11 protein-coding genes, 20 tRNA genes and 3 rRNA genes are annotated in these 18835 nt (G+C 43.4%); all 34 read left to right on the top strand.

Annotation, left to right across the window (positions count from 1 at the left end; all coding sequences use genetic code 11):
- Positions 1–8: 8 nt before the first annotated feature.
- The 34 genes from ftsH to purC all read left to right on the top strand — a co-directional run bounded on the left by ftsH (position 9) and on the right by purC (position 18714).
- A complete protein-coding gene (ftsH, locus tag ACOXXR_RS09615; protein WP_223356300.1) occupies positions 9–1982 on the top strand; it encodes an ATP-dependent zinc metalloprotease FtsH in 1974 nt (657 codons plus the stop codon).
- A gap of 386 nt (positions 1983–2368) precedes the next feature.
- A tRNA-Glu gene (locus ACOXXR_RS09610) sits at positions 2369–2440 on the top strand.
- A 171-nt stretch (positions 2441–2611) separates the two neighbouring features.
- Complete coding sequence (locus tag ACOXXR_RS09605) at positions 2612–3094, top strand: sigma-70 family RNA polymerase sigma factor (RefSeq protein ID WP_445278488.1); 483 nt, start codon at positions 2612–2614, stop codon at positions 3092–3094.
- Between the two features lie 245 nt (positions 3095–3339).
- Positions 3340–4888: ribosomal RNA gene (locus ACOXXR_RS09600) — 16S ribosomal RNA — on the top strand.
- 53 nt (positions 4889–4941) lie between these two features.
- Positions 4942–5014, top strand: a tRNA-Ala gene (locus ACOXXR_RS09595).
- Positions 5015–5143: 129 nt separating this feature from the next.
- Positions 5144–8044: ribosomal RNA gene (locus ACOXXR_RS09590) — 23S ribosomal RNA — on the top strand.
- Positions 8045–8124: 80 nt separating this feature from the next.
- Positions 8125–8240, top strand: a 5S ribosomal RNA gene (rrf, locus tag ACOXXR_RS09585).
- Together the 16S, 23S and 5S rRNA genes with 19 tRNA genes alongside form the textbook arrangement of a ribosomal RNA operon.
- Positions 8241–8371: 131 nt before the next feature.
- A tRNA-Val gene (locus ACOXXR_RS09580) sits at positions 8372–8444 on the top strand.
- Positions 8445–8446: 2 nt separating this feature from the next.
- A tRNA-Asp gene (locus tag ACOXXR_RS09575) sits at positions 8447–8519 on the top strand.
- 31 nt (positions 8520–8550) lie between these two features.
- Positions 8551–8623, top strand: a tRNA-Lys gene (locus tag ACOXXR_RS09570).
- Between the two features lie 5 nt (positions 8624–8628).
- Positions 8629–8710: transfer RNA gene (locus ACOXXR_RS09565), tRNA-Leu, on the top strand.
- Between the two features lie 17 nt (positions 8711–8727).
- A tRNA-Thr gene (locus ACOXXR_RS09560) sits at positions 8728–8800 on the top strand.
- A 23-nt stretch (positions 8801–8823) separates the two neighbouring features.
- Positions 8824–8895 (top strand) — tRNA-Gly (locus ACOXXR_RS09555).
- Between the two features lie 7 nt (positions 8896–8902).
- Positions 8903–8988, top strand: a tRNA-Leu gene (locus tag ACOXXR_RS09550).
- A gap of 21 nt (positions 8989–9009) precedes the next feature.
- A tRNA-Arg gene (locus ACOXXR_RS09545) sits at positions 9010–9083 on the top strand.
- A 36-nt stretch (positions 9084–9119) separates the two neighbouring features.
- Positions 9120–9193: transfer RNA gene (locus ACOXXR_RS09540), tRNA-Arg, on the top strand.
- 19 nt (positions 9194–9212) lie between these two features.
- Positions 9213–9286, top strand: a tRNA-Pro gene (locus ACOXXR_RS09535).
- A 5-nt stretch (positions 9287–9291) separates the two neighbouring features.
- Positions 9292–9365: transfer RNA gene (locus ACOXXR_RS09530), tRNA-Met, on the top strand.
- A gap of 16 nt (positions 9366–9381) precedes the next feature.
- A tRNA-Ile gene (locus tag ACOXXR_RS09525) sits at positions 9382–9455 on the top strand.
- Between the two features lie 9 nt (positions 9456–9464).
- Positions 9465–9554, top strand: a tRNA-Ser gene (locus tag ACOXXR_RS09520).
- Positions 9555–9563: 9 nt separating this feature from the next.
- Positions 9564–9637: transfer RNA gene (locus ACOXXR_RS09515), tRNA-Met, on the top strand.
- Positions 9638–9642: 5 nt separating this feature from the next.
- Positions 9643–9715, top strand: a tRNA-Phe gene (locus ACOXXR_RS09510).
- A 16-nt stretch (positions 9716–9731) separates the two neighbouring features.
- Positions 9732–9802, top strand: a tRNA-Gly gene (locus ACOXXR_RS09505).
- A 33-nt stretch (positions 9803–9835) separates the two neighbouring features.
- Positions 9836–9909, top strand: a tRNA-Ile gene (locus ACOXXR_RS09500).
- Between the two features lie 5 nt (positions 9910–9914).
- Positions 9915–10002, top strand: a tRNA-Ser gene (locus tag ACOXXR_RS09495).
- A 143-nt stretch (positions 10003–10145) separates the two neighbouring features.
- Positions 10146–11393 carry a peptidoglycan hydrolase PcsB gene (gene pcsB / locus ACOXXR_RS09490; protein WP_445278487.1) on the top strand — a complete coding sequence of 416 codons (1248 nt, stop codon included), beginning with the start codon at positions 10146–10148 and terminating at the stop codon, positions 11391–11393.
- A 160-nt stretch (positions 11394–11553) separates the two neighbouring features.
- The gene (locus ACOXXR_RS09485) at positions 11554–12528 is read left to right on the top strand and encodes a ribose-phosphate diphosphokinase (protein WP_048717045.1); all 975 of its coding nucleotides are present in this window, start codon (positions 11554–11556) and stop codon (positions 12526–12528) included.
- Positions 12529–12907: 379 nt separating this feature from the next.
- Positions 12908–13543 (top strand): amylase-binding adhesin AbpA, encoded by a 636-nt coding sequence (abpA, locus tag ACOXXR_RS09480; protein ID WP_445278486.1) that lies wholly within the window; start codon positions 12908–12910, stop codon positions 13541–13543.
- A gap of 93 nt (positions 13544–13636) precedes the next feature.
- Positions 13637–14485, top strand: a complete 849-nt coding sequence (gene srtB / locus ACOXXR_RS09475; protein WP_023027444.1) for a class B sortase, LPKTxAVK-specific — start codon at positions 13637–13639, stop codon at positions 14483–14485.
- 164 nt (positions 14486–14649) lie between these two features.
- The gene (locus ACOXXR_RS09470) at positions 14650–15831 is read left to right on the top strand and encodes a pyridoxal phosphate-dependent aminotransferase (RefSeq protein WP_445278485.1); all 1182 of its coding nucleotides are present in this window, start codon (positions 14650–14652) and stop codon (positions 15829–15831) included.
- Entirely contained in the window at positions 15815–16594 is a 780-nt protein-coding gene (recO, locus tag ACOXXR_RS09465; RefSeq protein WP_445278484.1) for a DNA repair protein RecO, read from the top strand. Before ACOXXR_RS09470 ends, recO begins: the two co-directional genes overlap by 17 nt.
- Complete coding sequence (gene plsX, locus ACOXXR_RS09460; protein ID WP_048687892.1) at positions 16591–17595, top strand: phosphate acyltransferase PlsX; 1005 nt, start codon at positions 16591–16593, stop codon at positions 17593–17595. Before recO ends, plsX begins: the two co-directional genes overlap by 4 nt.
- The gene (locus tag ACOXXR_RS09455; protein WP_023027448.1) at positions 17592–17837 is read left to right on the top strand and encodes an acyl carrier protein; all 246 of its coding nucleotides are present in this window, start codon (positions 17592–17594) and stop codon (positions 17835–17837) included. Before plsX ends, ACOXXR_RS09455 begins: the two co-directional genes overlap by 4 nt.
- A gap of 169 nt (positions 17838–18006) precedes the next feature.
- Positions 18007–18714 (top strand): phosphoribosylaminoimidazolesuccinocarboxamide synthase, encoded by a 708-nt coding sequence (purC, locus tag ACOXXR_RS09450; protein ID WP_445278483.1) that lies wholly within the window; start codon positions 18007–18009, stop codon positions 18712–18714.
- The last annotated feature ends 121 nt before the right edge of the window (positions 18715–18835 follow it).

Genomic DNA, 18835 nt, shown 5'->3' with positions numbered 1-18835 from the left:
GAAACTAGATGAAAAATAACAAAAACAATGGTTTTGTTCGAAATCCTTTTCTGTATTTATTGATTATAGTGGCTGCTGTTACAGGTTTTCAGTATTTCTTTGCTGGAAATAGTATCGGACAAAGTCAGCAAATCAATTATACAGAATTGGTAAAAGAGCTTAAATCAGACAACGTCAAGGAAATTAGCTATCAGCCAAACGGTAGTGTCATTGAAATTTCCGGTACCTATAACAAAGCAAAAACCAGCAAGGATGATACAGGGGTTCAATTTTTCACTCCAAGTCCAAGTAAGGTGACTCGCTTCACGAGTGTGATCTTACCGTCTGATTTGACTGTTCAAGAACTACAAAACTTAGCATCCGAACATAAGGCTGACATCACTATTAAACGGGAAAGCTCAAGTGGAATGTGGATTACCATTCTGACTTCCATTGTTCCATTTGTCATCGTGATGTTCTTCTTCTTCTCCATGATGAATCAAGGAGGAGGCGGTGGCGCCCGCGGTGCTATGAACTTTGGCCGTAACAAAGCGCGTGCTACCAATAAAGAAGATATCAAGGTTCGTTTTTCAGATGTAGCAGGGGCTGAAGAAGAAAAACAAGAACTCGTTGAAGTGGTTGAATTCTTAAAAGATCCAAAACGCTTTACAAAATTGGGTGCCCGTATCCCAGCAGGTGTTCTTCTTGAAGGCCCTCCGGGAACTGGTAAAACATTACTTGCTAAAGCAGTTGCAGGTGAAGCTGGCGTACCATTCTTTAGTATTTCAGGGTCTGACTTCGTAGAAATGTTCGTTGGTGTCGGTGCAAGCCGGGTTCGGTCTCTATTTGAAGATGCTAAAAAAGCAGCTCCAGCCATTATCTTTATCGATGAAATCGATGCTGTTGGACGTCAACGGGGAGTTGGCCTTGGTGGGGGAAATGATGAACGGGAACAAACCCTCAACCAGCTCTTGATTGAGATGGATGGTTTTGAAGGAAACGAAGGCATCATCGTGATTGCAGCCACTAACCGTTCAGATGTTCTGGACCCAGCCCTCCTTCGTCCAGGTCGTTTTGACCGGAAGGTTTTAGTTGGTCGTCCAGATGTAAAGGGACGCGAAGCTATCTTGCGTGTCCATGCTAAAAATAAACCATTAGCCAAAGATGTCGACTTGAAACTAGTTGCCCAACAAACACCAGGATTTGTTGGAGCGGATCTTGAAAATGTCTTAAACGAAGCAGCTCTGGTAGCGGCCCGTCGCAATAAGAAGGTAATAGACGCCTCTGATATTGATGAAGCAGAAGACCGTGTGATTGCTGGTCCTTCTAAGAAAGACCGAACAGTTTCTCAAAAGGAACGCGAATTGGTTGCTTACCACGAGGCAGGGCATACCATTGTCGGATTAGTCCTATCTAATGCTCGTGTTGTTCACAAGGTGACCATCGTTCCACGTGGACGTGCTGGTGGTTATATGATTGCTCTTCCAAAAGAAGACCAAATGCTTCTTTCTAAAGAAGATATGAAAGAACAATTGGCTGGATTGATGGGGGGACGTGTTGCAGAAGAAATTATCTTCAACGTTCAAACCACAGGGGCTTCCAATGACTTTGAGCAAGCGACCCAAATGGCGCGTGCTATGGTAACGGAATATGGAATGAGTGAAAAACTTGGTCCAGTTCAATACGAAGGCAACCATGCTATGTTTGGAGCTCAAACGACTCAAAAATTCATTTCAGAACAAACAGCATATGAAATTGATGAAGAAGTAAGAAGTCTTTTGAATGAAGCTCGCAATAAAGCGGCTGAAATCATCCAGAGCAATCGTGAGACCCACAAGTTGATTGCAGAAGCCTTGTTGAAATACGAAACCTTGGACAGTGTTCAAATTAAGTCATTGTATGAAACAGGTAAAATGCCAGAAGATACTGATTTAGAATTAGAAAAAGAATCTAAACCATTATCTTATGAAGAAATTAAATCTAAAATGGAAGAAAATAAGTAATAAACTCTATAGTCTTCTATAATATTTAGAAGGAGCCGAAATTTTCGGCTCCTCAGATTGAAGATAAAGTCTTCTAAAAACTTTCCTTAGGTGAGATCGGACGTCAGCGAACTTCTAAGAAGTTCCATGACTAATTATTGAGCCTAAGGTCTCAATAATTCCGAGTGCCTGAAACTATTACGTTTCAGGCACTTTTCTCACGGCGGAAAAGTTTCTAATCTTCCTAAATGACTAAAAATAAAAGTAATTTTTTGAAAAGCATCTTGCTTTTTTATGTAAAACAATAGTTTGTCTACATTCAAGGGAGCCGAAATTTCGGCTCTTTTTTTTCAAAAAAGTGTTGACAGATGAAAATGAACTGATATAATAGATTACGTTGTAAAAATGGTCCGTTGGTCAAGGGGTTAAGACACCGCCTTTTCACGGCGGTAACACGGGTTCGAATCCCGTACGGACTATCGCAAAAAGTTGTTACATTCGTAGCAACTTTTTTTGTTTGATAAAACCATTATTCTGACATTCTTATCAAAATAATGACCGATTAGAGTTAGAAAAGATTCCAAATAGAAAATAAGCACAAATAAATCCAAACCTCCTTTAAAATGAAGACAAGTTAGAAAGGAGGTCCAATGAACTTTAAAAAATCATATGAAAAAGTAAAATGGATAGTATGGAAATGCGAAAAGGAATTTTATATTCATCTTTGGGATCACGCAGATTGGGAACAAGAAGGTAGACTGGTTTTATATGAGCTACAAATAAGTAATCCAGAAGTAGAAGAGAATGAAGAAATTTTATTAACCTACTTCAAAACAAAGTTTCGCAATCACATAAAAGATAAAGTTAGAAAACAAGAGAGTGATAAAAGGAAGTTAAATAAGGTACCATATACAGAGATTGGAGAAATTAGTCATCGACTTCGATCAAAAGAACTCTTTTTAGATGAACTAGTCCTGTTAAGAGGAGCCCTAAAAGAATTCCGAGAAAAGCTAACCGATCAAGAAAAAGAAGACTATGATAAACTTCTGATGAATCAACGTTTTTCTGGACGAGCAAAAATGCGGAGAAGACTCCAAGAATACTTGAAAGATTTCAAGGATCATCATTTATGAAAAAGGATGTAAAAAAGCATCCTTTTTCATAAAAAAATAAAAATTTAAAAAAATAGAAAAAAGATATTGACAAGTTTTCATGGTCGTGATATACTAATATAGTTGTCGCGCGAGAGCGACAAAGACCTTTGAAAACTGAACAAGACGAACCAATGTGCAGGGCGCTACAACTAATGTTGTAGTACTGAACAATGAAAAAAACAATAAATCTGTCAGTGACAGAATGAGTTTAGACAAACAATTATTTTAATGAGAGTTTGATCCTGGCTCAGGATGAACGCTGGCGGCGTGCCTAATACATGCAAGTAGAACGCTGAAGCTTGGTGCTTGCACCGAGCGGATGAGTTGCGAACGGGTGAGTAACGCGTAGGTAACCTGCCTGGTAGCGGGGGATAACTATTGGAAACGATAGCTAATACCGCATAACAGTAGATGTTGCATGACATTTGCTTGAAAGGTGCAATTGCATCACTACCAGATGGACCTGCGTTGTATTAGCTAGTTGGTGAGGTAACGGCTCACCAAGGCGACGATACATAGCCGACCTGAGAGGGTGATCGGCCACACTGGGACTGAGACACGGCCCAGACTCCTACGGGAGGCAGCAGTAGGGAATCTTCGGCAATGGACGGAAGTCTGACCGAGCAACGCCGCGTGAGTGAAGAAGGTTTTCGGATCGTAAAGCTCTGTTGTAAGAGAAGAACGAGTGTGAGAGTGGAAAGTTCACACTGTGACGGTATCTTACCAGAAAGGGACGGCTAACTACGTGCCAGCAGCCGCGGTAATACGTAGGTCCCGAGCGTTATCCGGATTTATTGGGCGTAAAGCGAGCGCAGGCGGTTAGATAAGTCTGAAGTTAAAGGCTGTGGCTTAACCATAGTACGCTTTGGAAACTGTTTAACTTGAGTGCAAGAGGGGAGAGTGGAATTCCATGTGTAGCGGTGAAATGCGTAGATATATGGAGGAACACCGGTGGCGAAAGCGGCTCTCTGGCTTGTAACTGACGCTGAGGCTCGAAAGCGTGGGGAGCAAACAGGATTAGATACCCTGGTAGTCCACGCCGTAAACGATGAGTGCTAGGTGTTGGGTCCTTTCCGGGACTCAGTGCCGCAGCTAACGCATTAAGCACTCCGCCTGGGGAGTACGACCGCAAGGTTGAAACTCAAAGGAATTGACGGGGGCCCGCACAAGCGGTGGAGCATGTGGTTTAATTCGAAGCAACGCGAAGAACCTTACCAGGTCTTGACATCCCTCTGACCGCTCTAGAGATAGAGTTTTCCTTCGGGACAGAGGTGACAGGTGGTGCATGGTTGTCGTCAGCTCGTGTCGTGAGATGTTGGGTTAAGTCCCGCAACGAGCGCAACCCCTATTGTTAGTTGCCATCATTCAGTTGGGCACTCTAGCGAGACTGCCGGTAATAAACCGGAGGAAGGTGGGGATGACGTCAAATCATCATGCCCCTTATGACCTGGGCTACACACGTGCTACAATGGCTGGTACAACGAGTCGCAAGTCGGTGACGGCAAGCTAATCTCTTAAAGCCAGTCTCAGTTCGGATTGTAGGCTGCAACTCGCCTACATGAAGTCGGAATCGCTAGTAATCGCGGATCAGCACGCCGCGGTGAATACGTTCCCGGGCCTTGTACACACCGCCCGTCACACCACGAGAGTTTGTAACACCCGAAGTCGGTGAGGTAACCTTTTAGGAGCCAGCCGCCTAAGGTGGGATAGATGATTGGGGTGAAGTCGTAACAAGGTAGCCGTATCGGAAGGTGCGGCTGGATCACCTCCTTTCTAAGGATAAGGAAACCTGCACGTTGGTCTTGTTTAGTTTTGAGAGGTCTTGTGGGGCCTTAGCTCAGCTGGGAGAGCGCCTGCTTTGCACGCAGGAGGTCAGCGGTTCGATCCCGCTAGGCTCCATTGGTGAGAGATCACCAAGGATGAACATTGAAAATTGAATATCTATATCAAATAGTAACAAGAAAATAAACCGAAAACGCTGTGAATATTTAATGAGTTTTCTAATTTTTTAAGAAATTAGGTTAATAAGGTTAAGTTAATAAGGGCGCACGGTGGATGCCTTGGCACTAGGAGCCGAAGAAGGACGTGACAAACGACGAAATGCCTCGGGGAGCTGTAAGTAAGCTTAGATCCGGGGATGTCCGAATGGGGGAACCCAGCAGGTGATACCTGTTACCCATATCTGTTAAGGATATGAGGAGGAAGACGCAGTGAACTGAAACATCTAAGTAGCTGCAGGAAGAGAAAGCAAAAGCGATTGCCTTAGTAGCGGCGAGCGAAACGGCAGGAGGGCAAACCGAAGAGTTTACTCTTCGGGGTTGTAGGACTGCAATGTGGACTTAAAGATTATAGAAGAACTACCTGGGAAGGTAGGCCAAAGAGAGTAATAGCCTCGTATTTTAAATAGTCTTTATACCTAGCAGTATCCTGAGTACGGCGAGACACGTGGAATCTCGTCGGAATCTGGGAGGACCATCTCCCAACCCTAAATACTCCCTAGTGACCGATAGTGAACCAGTACCGTGAGGGAAAGGTGAAAAGCACCCCGGGAGGGGAGTGAAATAGAACCTGAAACTGTGTGCCTACAACAAGTTCGAGCCCGTTAATGGGTGAGAGCGTGCCTTTTGTAGAATGAACCGGCGAGTTACGATATGATGCGAGGTTAAGTTGAAGAGACGGAGCCGTAGGGAAACCGAGTCTGAATAGGGCGCTTTAGTATTATGTCGTAGACCCGAAACCATGTGACCTACCCATGAGCAGGTTGAAGGTGCGGTAAAACGCACTGGAGGACCGAACCAGGGCACGTTGAAAAGTGCTTGGATGACTTGTGGGTAGCGGAGAAATTCCAAACGAACTTGGAGATAGCTGGTTCTCTCCGAAATAGCTTTAGGGCTAGCGTCGACATAAAGATTCTTGGAGGTAGAGCACTGTTTGGGTGAGGGGTCCATCCCGGATTACCAATCTCAGATAAACTCCGAATGCCAATGAATTATGGTCGGCAGTCAGACTGCGAGTGCTAAGATCCGTAGTCGAAAGGGAAACAGCCCAGACCACCAGCTAAGGTCCCAAAATAATTGTTAAGTGGAAAAGGATGTGGGGTTGCACAGACAACTAGGATGTTAGCTTAGAAGCAGCTATTCATTCAAAGAGTGCGTAATAGCTCACTAGTCGAGTGACCCTGCGCCGAAAATGTACCGGGGCTAAAACAATTTACCGAAGCTGTGGATACCTTTAATGGTATGGTAGGAGAGCGTTCTATGTGTGAAGAAGGTATACCGTGAGGAGTGCTGGAACGCATAGAAGTGAGAATGCCGGTATGAGTAGCGAAAGACAGGTGAGAATCCTGTCCACCGTAAGACTAAGGTTTCCAGGGGAAGGCTCGTCCGCCCTGGGTTAGTCGGGACCTAAGGAGAGACCGAAAGGTGTATTCGATGGACAACAGGTTGATATTCCTGTACTAGAGTATGTAGTGATGGAGGGACGCAGTAGGCTAACTAAAGCGTGCGATTGGAAGTGCACGTCTAAGCAGTGAGGTGTGAATTGAGTTAAATGCTTAGTTCTATAACATTGAGCTGTGATGGGGAGCGAAGTTTAGTAGCGAAGTTAGTGATGTCACACTGCCAAGAAAAGCTTCTAGCGTTAAACATACTCTACCCGTACCGCAAACCGACACAGGTAGTCGAGGCGAGTAGCCTCAGGTGAGCGAGAGAACTCTCGTTAAGGAACTCGGCAAAATGACCCCGTAACTTCGGGAGAAGGGGTGCTGACTTAGGTCAGCCGCAGTGAATAGGCCCAAGCAACTGTTTATCAAAAACACAGCTCTCTGCTAAATCGTAAGATGATGTATAGGGGGTGACGCCTGCCCGGTGCTGGAAGGTTAAGAGGAGTGCTTAGGAGTAATCCGAAGGTATGAATTGAAGCCCCAGTAAACGGCGGCCGTAACTATAACGGTCCTAAGGTAGCGAAATTCCTTGTCGGGTAAGTTCCGACCCGCACGAAAGGCGTAATGATTTGGGCACTGTCTCAACGAGAGACTCGGTGAAATTTTAGTACCTGTGAAGATGCAGGTTACCCGCGACAGGACGGAAAGACCCCATGGAGCTTTACTGCAGTTTGATATTGAGTGTCTGTGCCACATGTACAGGATAGGTAGGAGCCATAGAGATCGGGACGCCAGTTTCGATGGAGGCGTTGTTGGGATACTACCCTTGTGTTATGGCCACTCTAACCCGGATAGGTGATCCCTATCGGAGACAGTGTCTGACGGGCAGTTTGACTGGGGCGGTCGCCTCCTAAAAGGTAACGGAGGCGCCCAAAGGTTCCCTCAGAATGGTTGGAAATCATTCGCAGAGTGTAAAGGTATAAGGGAGCTTGACTGCGAGAGCTACAACTCGAGCAGGGACGAAAGTCGGGCTTAGTGATCCGGTGGTTCCGTATGGAAGGGCCATCGCTCAACGGATAAAAGCTACCCTGGGGATAACAGGCTTATCTCCCCCAAGAGTTCACATCGACGGGGAGGTTTGGCACCTCGATGTCGGCTCGTCGCATCCTGGGGCTGTAGTCGGTCCCAAGGGTTGGGCTGTTCGCCCATTAAAGCGGCACGCGAGCTGGGTTCAGAACGTCGTGAGACAGTTCGGTCCCTATCCGTCGCGGGCGTAGGAAATTTGAGAGGATCTGCTCCTAGTACGAGAGGACCAGAGTGGACTTACCGCTGGTGTACCAGTTGTCTCGCCAGAGGCATCGCTGGGTAGCTATGTAGGGAAGGGATAAACGCTGAAAGCATCTAAGTGTGAAACCCACCTCAAGATGAGATTTCCCATAACTATATGTTAGTAAGAGCCCTGAGAGAAGATCAGGTAGATAGGTTAGGAGTGGAAGTTGTGTGAGCAATGGAGCGGACTAATACTAATAGCTCGAGGACTTATCCAAAAAGTAACTGAGGATATTTACAGCTGGTTAGATTTTTGTTAGAATATAGGTATTCAATTTTGAATGTTCATCATTCAGAGTTAAGTGACGATAGCCTAGGAGATACACCTGTACCCATGCCGAACACAGAAGTTAAGCCCTAGAACGCCGGAAGTAGTTGGGGGTTGCCCCCTGTGAGATATGGTAGTCGCTTAGCAAGGTTGAGTCTAGTGGAAACTAGGCTCATTTGGGAGTTTAGCTTAGTTGGAATTGAGAGGCAATCGAGATTCCAATCGGCGGATAAGAGAAACGCAGTTTCTCACCGTTGGCTGAGTTAAACGACCATTTGGGAGTTTAGCTCAGCTGGGAGAGCATCTGCCTTACAAGCAGAGGGTCAGCGGTTCGATCCCGTTAACTCCCATAGGTCCCGTAGTGTAGCGGTTATCACGTCGCCCTGTCACGGCGAAGATCGCGGGTTCGATTCCCGTCGGGACCGTAGAAACTTAGTTTCTAGCAGATAATGATACGACTCGTTAGCTCAGTTGGTAGAGCAATTGACTTTTAATCAATGGGTCACTGGTTCGAGCCCAGTACGGGTCATTATAGCGGGTTTGGCGGAATTGGCAGACGCACCAGATTTAGGATCTGGCGCTTTACGGCGTGGGGGTTCAAGTCCCTTAACCCGCATAAAAGAATAATAATGAGCCGGCTTAGCTCAGTTGGTAGAGCATCTGATTTGTAATCAGAGGGTCGCGTGTTCAAGTCATGTAGCCGGCATTTTTTTATATAAAGAAACAGATGCGAACGTAGTTCAGTGGTAGAACACCACCTTGCCAAGGTGGGGGTCGCGGGTTCGAATCCCGTCGTTCGCTTGAGGAGGCCGGGGTGGCGGAACTGGCAGACGCACAGGACTTAAAATCCTGCGATTGGTAACGATCGTACCGGTTCGATTCCGGTCCTCGGCATAGACTTAGGTTGGAGAAGAAGCACCCTTAGCTCAACTGGATAGAGTACCTGACTACGAATCAGGCGGTTAGAGGTTCGACTCCTCTAGGGTGCATGGTCGCAAGACTATGTAGCAATAGAATAGAAACGAGCACCCTTAGCTCAACTGGATAGAGTACCTGACTACGAATCAGGCGGTTAGAGGTTCGACTCCTCTAGGGTGCATAAAGCGTAAGCTTTAGTTCGGGAAGTAGCTCAGCTTGGTAGAGTACTTGGTTTGGGACCAAGGTGTCGCAGGTTCGAATCCTGTCTTCCCGATTTATGGCGGTGTAGCTCAGCTGGCTAGAGCGTCCGGTTCATACCCGGGAGGTCGGGGGTTCGATCCCCTTCGCCGCTATACTATTGATCTTGTCGGACCTTTAGCTCAGCTGGTTAGAGCTCTCGGCTCATAACCGAGTGGTCGTAGGTTCAAGTCCTACAAGGTCCATAATTAGCTGGAGGATTACCCAAGTCCGGCTGAAGGGAACGGTCTTGAAAACCGTCAGGCGTGTAAAAGCGTGCGTGGGTTCGAATCCCACATCCTCCTTAATATTAACGCGGGATGGAGCAGCTCGGTAGCTCGTCGGGCTCATAACCCGAAGGTCGTAGGTTCAAATCCTGCTCCCGCAATATTTGGCTCGGTAGCTCAGTTGGTAGAGCAATGGATTGAAGCTCCATGTGTCGGCGGTTCGATTCCGTCTCGCGCCATTTTCTTTAATAATAAGCGGGTGTAGTTTAGTGGTAAAACTACAGCCTTCCAAGCTGTTGTCGCGAGTTCGATTCTCGTCACCCGCTTTGAACATTTGTTCATTACCAAGTTTTTAACTTGGGCGCGTAGCTCAGGTGGTTAGAGCGCACGCCTGATAAGCGTGAGGTCGGTGGTTCGAGTCCACTCGTGCCCATTTTTGGAGAATTACTCAAGAGGCTGAAGAGGACGGTTTGCTAAATCGTTAGGTCGGGTAACTGGCGCGGGGGTTCGAATCCCCCATTCTCCGTATAGAAACAAGTTAGCTTTGTAGCTAACTTTTTTGTTACTTTGATACATCGATAGAAATAAAAATGTAACAAAGGCGTAACATAAAATCTTTCATTTTCTGTTATACTAGTTAGTGTCTTATATGAAGGAGTCTTTTATTTTATGAAGAAAAAATTATTAACGACTATTTTACTTAGTACATTAGCTTTATCACAAGTAGGTACAGTTATTTCTGTAGGTGCTGATTCTACTGATGATAAAATCGCTGCACAAGATAGTAAGATTGCTGATTTGAGTTCAAAAGAACAAAGCGCACAAGCAGAAGTTGATCAAATTCAATCTCAAGTTTCTGAAATCAAAAAACAACAAGAAACTCTTAAAGCTGAAAATGATCGTTTGAACGAAGAGTCTGCTAAACTTTCAGCAGAGATTGAAGAGCTTTCTAAAAATATTGTTGCTCGTCAAGAATCATTGGCAAACCAAGCACGTAGTGCTCAAACAACAGGAACTGCTACAAGTTACATTAACGCTATTGTAAGTTCTGGTTCTTTGACTGAAGCTATTTCTCGTGTTTCTGCAATGAATGAAATTGCTAGCGCCAACAACAAGATGCTTGAAGAGCAAAAACGCGATAAAGAAGCAATTGACGCTAAGCAAAAAGAAAACAATGAAGCAATCAACACTGTTATCGCCAACCAACAAAAATTAGATGATGATGCGCAAGCGTTGACAACTAAAGAAGCTGAGTTAAAGGTTGCACAATTGAATTTGGCAGCTGAAAAATCTACTGCAGAAAATGAAAAGAATGCTTTACTTGCAGAAAAAGCAGCAGCTGAGAAAGCGGCAGCTGAAGCAGCAGCGGCTGAAGCAGCTTACCGTGCACAACAAGAAGAGCAACGTAAAGCTGTAGAAGCATCTGCTAATACTAACTTGCAAGCACAAGTGCAAGCTGCTACTCAAACACCAGCAGCTGAAGCAGCACAACCTCAAGCAACAGTTTCAACTCCTGCTACAGCATCAGCAGTTCAAACTCAAACAGTTGCTACACCTGCTGCAACTAGTCGTCCATCATACAGCTCGTCTGCAAGTTCATACCCTGTAGGTGAATGTACTTGGGGTGCGAAAGTATTGGCTCCTTGGGCTGGCGATTACTGGGGTAATGGAGCACAGTGGGCTGCAAGTGCCGCAGCTGCTGGATTCCGTACTGGTAGCCAACCACAGGTTGGAGCTATTGCATGTTGGAATGACGGTGGATATGGACACGTAGCAGTGGTTACAGCTGTTCAATCTACTACAAGTATCCAAGTATCTGAATCTAACTACTTAGGTATCCGTAGCATTGGGAACTACCGTGGATGGTTTAACCCAGTGAATGCACAAGGAACAGTTACTTATATCTATCCAAACTAAGAATTTGAAACACCCACTTTTTGTGGGTGTTTTTTACTATAGTTACTATTTTAATTTTTGGTGGATTATGGATTGAAAAATCATATAAAAAGCGTTACAATGAGTAAAGAGAAGATTTGTACAATTTGTACATTGTGGTTAAATTTATGTGGAGGAAATCATGTCGTTTTCGGATTTAATGCTGTTTGCTTTATCTTCTAACCAAGATTTGGCTGAACGTGTCTCTAAAGAGATGGGATTGCCACTTGGTAAGTCGACCGTACGTCAATTTTCAGATGGGGAAATCCAGGTCAATATTGAGGAGTCTATTCGTGGTAAAGAGGTTTATATTCTTCAATCTACGAGTTCACCTGTAAATGATAATTTAATGGAAATTTTGATCATGGTAGATGCTTTAAAACGTGCCAGTGCTCAAACCATTAATGTAGTCATGCCCTATTATGGTTATGCTCGTCAAGACCGTAAAGCTCGTGCTCGTGAACCGATTACATCCAAATTGGTTGCCAATATGTTAGAGATTGCTGGTGTAGATCGTCTCTTAACCATTGATTTGCATGCTGCTCAGATTCAAGGGTTCTTTGATATTCCAGTGGATCATTTGATGGGGGCTCCATTGATTGCAGACTACTTTGAACGTCGTGGCATGGTTGGTTCTGACTATGTGGTAGTTAGTCCGGACCATGGTGGCGTGACGCGTGCTCGTAAGCTAGCTGAATTTTTGAAAACACCGATCGCCATCATTGATAAACGTCGGAGTGTTGATAAAATGAACACCAGCGAAGTCATGAACATCATTGGGAACGTTGAAGGGAAAACTTGTATCCTGATCGATGATATGATTGATACTGCGGGAACCATTTGCCACGCTGCGGATGCACTTGCTGAAGCAGGAGCTGTAGAAGTCTATGCAAGTTGTACGCACCCTGTATTATCTGGTCCAGCTATGGACAATATTCAGAAATCAGCAATTAAGAAGTTGGTGGTGTTGGATACCATTTACCTACCTGAAGAGCGCTTAATCGATAAAATTGAACAAATCTCCATCGCAAAACTATTGGCAGAAGCGATTATCCGCATCCATGAAAAACGTCCTCTGTCTCCACTATTTGAAATTGGAAATGCGAAAAAATCTTAAAAATGTAAAAAAGAGGTTGTAGAGAGCCTCTTTTTTAAGAAAGGAAAGATATGTTTTTCAACTGGTTAAAAAAAGAAAGTAAGATAAAAAATCAGAGGGAGGAGTTGCTGAAGGAAGCACAAAAAAATGAGGATAGATTGGATCCTTGTCTACCCAAAAAGACCTTGCCAAAGAGTGGTGTAGTCAAATAAAATAAGTAAAACACTCACAAAATAAAAGATTTCCACTTTAAAAGTCAAATCTTATCTTACCTAAAAAAATATAAAATTTATTTAAAAAATTGGTCAGATTTTATTGACAAATAAAATATATCGTAGTAAACTAGTAATAGTTACGAAGTAACGAATTATTTTTTAAAATGAAAAAAGGAGATAAAACAATGAAAAAAGTTTTATTATCATCAGTAGCAGCTCTTGCAGTATTTGCAGTATTTGCAGCAGCAGCACCTGTATTTGCACAAGGTGAAAACCCAAGTGCATCTAACCAATTGATCCAAAAGAAATATGTTTCTGAACGTGACGTTGCTGATGAAGCAAATGCACAAGTGGCAGCACACGATGCAGAAATTCGTGCAGAAGTTGCAAAACAACCTTCAGTAGTAGCAGCTCAAGCAGCTCTTGATGCGGCTAAAGATTACACTGGTCATGACCATGATGTAAAACTTGCTCGCGCTCAAGAAGACTTTGATCGTGTTTACAACGAAGCTTACAATACTGTTCGCAACCGTTACATCCAAGTTCTTCAACAAAAATATCGTGAAGCAGCTCAAAGCCAAGGTAACTACTGGAACGATCCAACTGGTGTAGAAGATAACAAACCTAACCTTACTCGTATTGCAGAAGACATCAAAGCTCAAACTGGTAAAGATGTTACTGTTACTACAGATGAAAATGGTAACGTTGTAGTTAAAGACGAAAAAGGTAACGTTATTGGTACTGTTGACAATAACGGTAACCTAGTTAAAGCTGATGCTAAAGCTGGTAAAACTCTTCCAAAAACAAGCGCAGTTAAATAATTTGATTATTAATTAGCTCGAAACGAATATCACTGAGTCCTAGGGCTCAGTGATATTTTTTAGAGAAAAAATCGTCATAAGGAGATCAACGAAATGAAAAGAGCTGAGAAAAAAGCTTCAAATAAATTGGTTGGGATCATTATTGCTCTTACTGCAGTCGTCGTGATTGTTGCTGGTTTTATTTTCTTCAATCCATTTGGGGGAGGAAAATCTTCTAGCACAGCTAAAAAGTCAACTAGTACAAGCTCAACCAAACAAGCAGCTAAATATGAACCAAGTCAAGAAGAAAAAGATTATTTAAAAAATCGTTTTGCCCAATTAACTGCGGTTAATCCAGAAACAATTGGTTATGTTTATGCACCAGGAACTGAGTTAGATGAGCCTGTTGTTCAAACAGGGGACAATGCTACTTATTTGGATAAAACTTTTGATGGTGGAAACGAACCTCTTATGGGAACTGTTTTCATGGATACAGATAACAAAAAGGACTTTAGCGATCGTTTGACTTGGCTCTTTGGTCATGCACGTGGCAGTAAAGTTGCAGATCATCGCATGTTTAATGATGTTAATTTCTATGATAACCAAGAGTACTTTAATCAGCACCCTTACGTAGTTATTGAAACACCTGAGCGCAAGTATTATTATGAAGCAATGGGCTTGGTCATTGTTCCTGAAACAACAGCTTTCTATCGTACCAGCTTTTCAGATGATGAAGATTTCACTACCCAGTTGAAAAACATCTATGAGTCAGCGCGTACAAAAAATCCAAATATTAAAATCAATGCTTCTGATAAGTACCTAGTCTTGTCTACTTGTCGCGAAGAAGATGAAACTATCCGTTCCAATCTCTACCTTCGTCAAATTCCGGATTCGGAAATGAAGGATTTCTTGGCGAAACATGGTGATCAGTTGAATTATGTTGCAACACGTGGTCAAGAATAGAAAAGATTTGGTAAAATTTATTCAATGAGAGGATTTAGCATGTGCTAAGTCCTTTTTTGATGAAAAAGGCCATTATTGTATCATTTTAGTTGGGACTAGCCCCTTTTTTGCGATGGTTTTCTATTTATAGTATAATGGTGATAGAACTTTTTTTGGAGGTGGCTATGGATTTAACAAAACGGTTTAATCAAAATTTGAATCGAATCGAGATTTCTTTGATTCGTCAGTTTGACCAAGCCATTTCTTCTATTCCAGGTATTTTACGCTTGACCTTGGGTGAGCCAGATTTTACGACACCGGATCATGTAAAGGAAGCGGCAAAAGCAGCTATTGATGCCAACCAGAGTTATTATACGGGGATGAGTGGCTTGCTAGCTCTACGTGAAGCTGCTAGTCAGTTTGTAGCTGAAAAATATAACCTACAGTATCGACCAGAGGATGAAATTTTGGTTACGATTGGGGCAACGGAGGCCCTTTCTGCGACCTTGACCGCTATATTGGAACCGGGAGATGTGGTGCTCTTACCAGCACCTGCTTATCCTGGTTACGAACCTATTATTAAACTGATGGGGGCTAGTGTCGTCGAAATCGATACGACAGACAATCGCTTTATCCTCAGTCCTGAGGCTTTAGAAAAGGCCATAGAAGAGCAAGGAAATCGCGTCAAGGCGGTTATTCTCAACTACCCAGCTAATCCGACAGGAGTTACTTACTCTAAGGAGCAGATGCAGGATTTGGCTAGAGTCTTGAAGAAATATGAAGTTTTTGTCGTTTGTGATGAGGTCTATTCAGAATTAACCTACACAGGTCAGCCTCACGTTTCCTTGGGATCCTATCTACGGGACCAAGCCATTATTATCAATGGCTTATCGAAGTCTCATGCTATGACAGGCTGGAGACTCGGTTTTATCTTTGCGCCGGCTCCATTGGCAGCTCAATTAATCAAGAGTCATCAGTACTTGGTGACTGCAGCGGGAACCATGAATCAGTATGCAGCCATTGAAGCCTTAACGGTTGGTAAAGACGATGCAGAGCCGATGAAACGGGAATACATAGAGCGTCGAGATTATATCATCAAAGAAATGTCTGCCATGGGTTTTGATATTATCCGCCCAGATGGGGCCTTCTATATCTTTGCTAAGATCCCACAAGGATATAACCAAGACTCCTTCGATTTTTTGAAGCTCTTAGCCCAAGAAAAGGCTGTTGCCTTTATCCCAGGAATGGCTTTTGGCCCTTACGGCGAAGGATATGTGCGCTTGTCTTATGCAGCAAGTATGGAAGTGATCCAAGAAGCGATGAGTCGGTTGAAGGAGTTTATGAAAGAACATGCTGGAGAGCATTGAGAGTCGTGGCATCGTCCTCTACCATCGGGATTACCGAGAGGACGATAAGCTGGTTAAAATCTTTACAGAGCAAGCTGGCAAGCTCATGTTTTTCGTGAAACATGCCAATCGTTCTCGGTTGAATTCTATGATCCAACCTTTGACTTTAGCGGATATGTATCTGAAAATCAATGATGACGGACTCAGCTATATCGAAGATATTCATGAGGTTCAAAGTTTCCAAGGGATTAACCAAGATCTTTTTCGTCTTTCCTACGGAACCTATATACTGGCCTTGGCAGATGCTAGTATACAGGATCGTCAACCTGATCCAGCTTTATTTGCTTTTTTAGAGCAGACCTTGCAATTGATGGATCGGGGCTTGGATTATGAAATCTTGACCAATATTTTTGAAATGCAGATTTTATCCCGATTTGGTGTTGCCTTAAACGTCCATGAGTGTTGTGTCTGTCATCGAGTGGGGTTGCCTTTTGATTTTTCATTCCGCTTGGGTGGTGTCCTTTGCCCAGATCATTATGATCGTGACGAGAGACGAGCCCACTGGGATCCAAACGCCCTCTATTTGTTGGATCGTTTTCAAGTTGTGAAATTTAGTGAGTTAGAGACGATTTCCATCCATGATGAGATGAAGAAAGAGTTGAGAAAGTGCTTAGACCAACTCTATGATGAATATGTAGGCATTCATCTAAAAGCTAAGAAATTTATTGATTCCCTGGGAAGCTGGGGAGAGATCTTAAAAGATCAGTCTGGAGGTAAGAAATGAAAAAAATTGCAGTTGATGCAATGGGTGGAGATCATGCTCCACAGGCCCTGGTAGAAGGGGTCAATCAAGCCATACAAGAATTTAAGGATATTGAAGTCATTTTGTATGGGGATGAGGCTAAAATTAAGCAATACCTGACGGCAACTGAACGGGTATCTATCGTCCATACGGATGAGAAAATCAACTCAGATGATGAGCCAACTCGTGCGATTCGTCGGAAAAAGCAAGCCAGTATGGTCTTAGCAGCGCATGCAGTTAAGAATGGGGAAGCGGATGCGATGCTTTCAGCAGGAAATACAGGAGCTCTTCTTGCCTCTGGTTACTTCATCGTCGGTCGGATCAAGGTCATCGATCGTCCAGGTTTGATGTCGACTCTTCCTACCCTTGATGGGAAGGGCTATGATATGTTGGATTTGGGGGCAAATGCCGAAAATACGCCAACACACTTGCACCAATATGCGATTATGGGAGCCTATTATGCAGAGAATGTCCGTGGCATTAAGCGGCCTCGTATCGGTCTCTTAAATAACGGAACAGAGGAAAGCAAGGGTGATCCCCTACGCAAGGAGACCTATCAATTATTAGCAGCAGATCCTTCTCTTAATTTTGTAGGAAATGTGGAAGCGCGTGACTTGATGGATGGAGTTGCTGACGTCATTGTCACAGATGGATTTACAGGAAATGCTGTCCTTAAGACTATGGAAGGAACTGCTCTGGGCCTCTTTAAACAGTTGAAAACGGTCCTTAGTGGTGGTGGCTTGAAAGCTAAGATTGGGGCCTTTCTCTTGAAGAATGATCTACGAGGTTTGAAAAAGACCTTGGATTATTCAGATGTTGGAGGTGCAGTCTTGTTTGGTTTGCAAGCCCCTGTCGTGAAAACCCATGGTTCTAGTGATGCCAAGGCAGTCTATAGCACGATTCGCCAGATCCGGACCATGTTAGAAACAGATGTTATCCGTAAATCTGTGGTTGAATTATCAGAATTGGAGGAAGAGAAATGAGTCGTCATCAAGAAATTTTTAAACTAGTTGAAGGGTTGATTCAAGATCATAAAGGATCTGACTATGAGGTTACTTTGGATTTGGATTTACGAAAGGACTTGGAAGTAGATTCCGTTGATCTAATGGAATACATTATTTATTTGGAAGAAGCCTACCAAATTGACATCCCAGACAAAGATATTGATGCCATGGCAACCGTTGGAGATATGGTAGACTACGTTTTGAAGAAAACAAGCAAATAAAGTTCGGTTTTTACGAACGAATAAGCATCTAAAAATAAGAGGTTGAATCTTTTTGATTCAATCTCTTATTATTTTTGTATTACAAGCTAACAAGATACGGATTTAACTTGAAAAAACAACCTCTCTGTGATACACTGAAAGGGATAAAAGATGAAAGGCGAACAAGAAGATGTCCGATCAATTAATTTATACGGGGAAAGCAAAAGATATTTATAGTACAGAAGACGAACATGTGATTAAGTCCGTTTATAAGGACCAGGCTACCATGCTGAATGGAGCTCGCAAAGAGACCATTGAGGGGAAAGGTGTGCTGAATAATCAGATTTCGTCTCTTATTTTTGAAAAATTGAATGCTGCGGGTGTAGCGACGCACTTTATTGAACGTATTTCTGATACCGAACAATTGAACAAGAAAGTGACCATCATTCCTTTGGAGGTTGTTCTTCGCAATGTGACTGCGGGTTCTTTCTCTAAACGTTTTGGCGTGGAAGAAGGTTTGGACTTGAAAACTCCAATCGTTGAATTTTACTACAAGAACGATGAGTTGGACGATCCATTCATCAATGATGAGCATGTGAAGTTTTTGGAAATTGCCAATGACGAACAAATTGCCTATATCAAGGAAGAAACACGTCGTATCAATGAATTGTTGAAAGATTGGTTTGCACAAATTGGTCTTCGCTTGATTGACTTCAAATTGGAATTTGGTTTTGATAAGGATGGCAAGATTATCTTGGCAGATGAATTCTCACCAGATAACTGCCGCCTTTGGGATGCTGAAGGGCATCATATGGACAAGGATGTTTTCCGTAGAGATTTGGGCAGTTTAACGGATGTATATCAGGTTGTGTTGGAGAAATTACAGGGCTTGAAGTAATCTTTATGAAACGGAAAACCTTCGTCTTTCAAGTAAAAGGACTCAGGCTGAAAAGGTCTACTAGACCTTTTCACTCCGTCGTGATCTTGGTAGCTTGACAGATGTTTATGAAGTTGTATTG

Source organism: Streptococcus sp. KHUD_013 (assembly GCF_052588545.1).
This window is presented reverse-complemented; position numbering and strand designations above follow the sequence as displayed.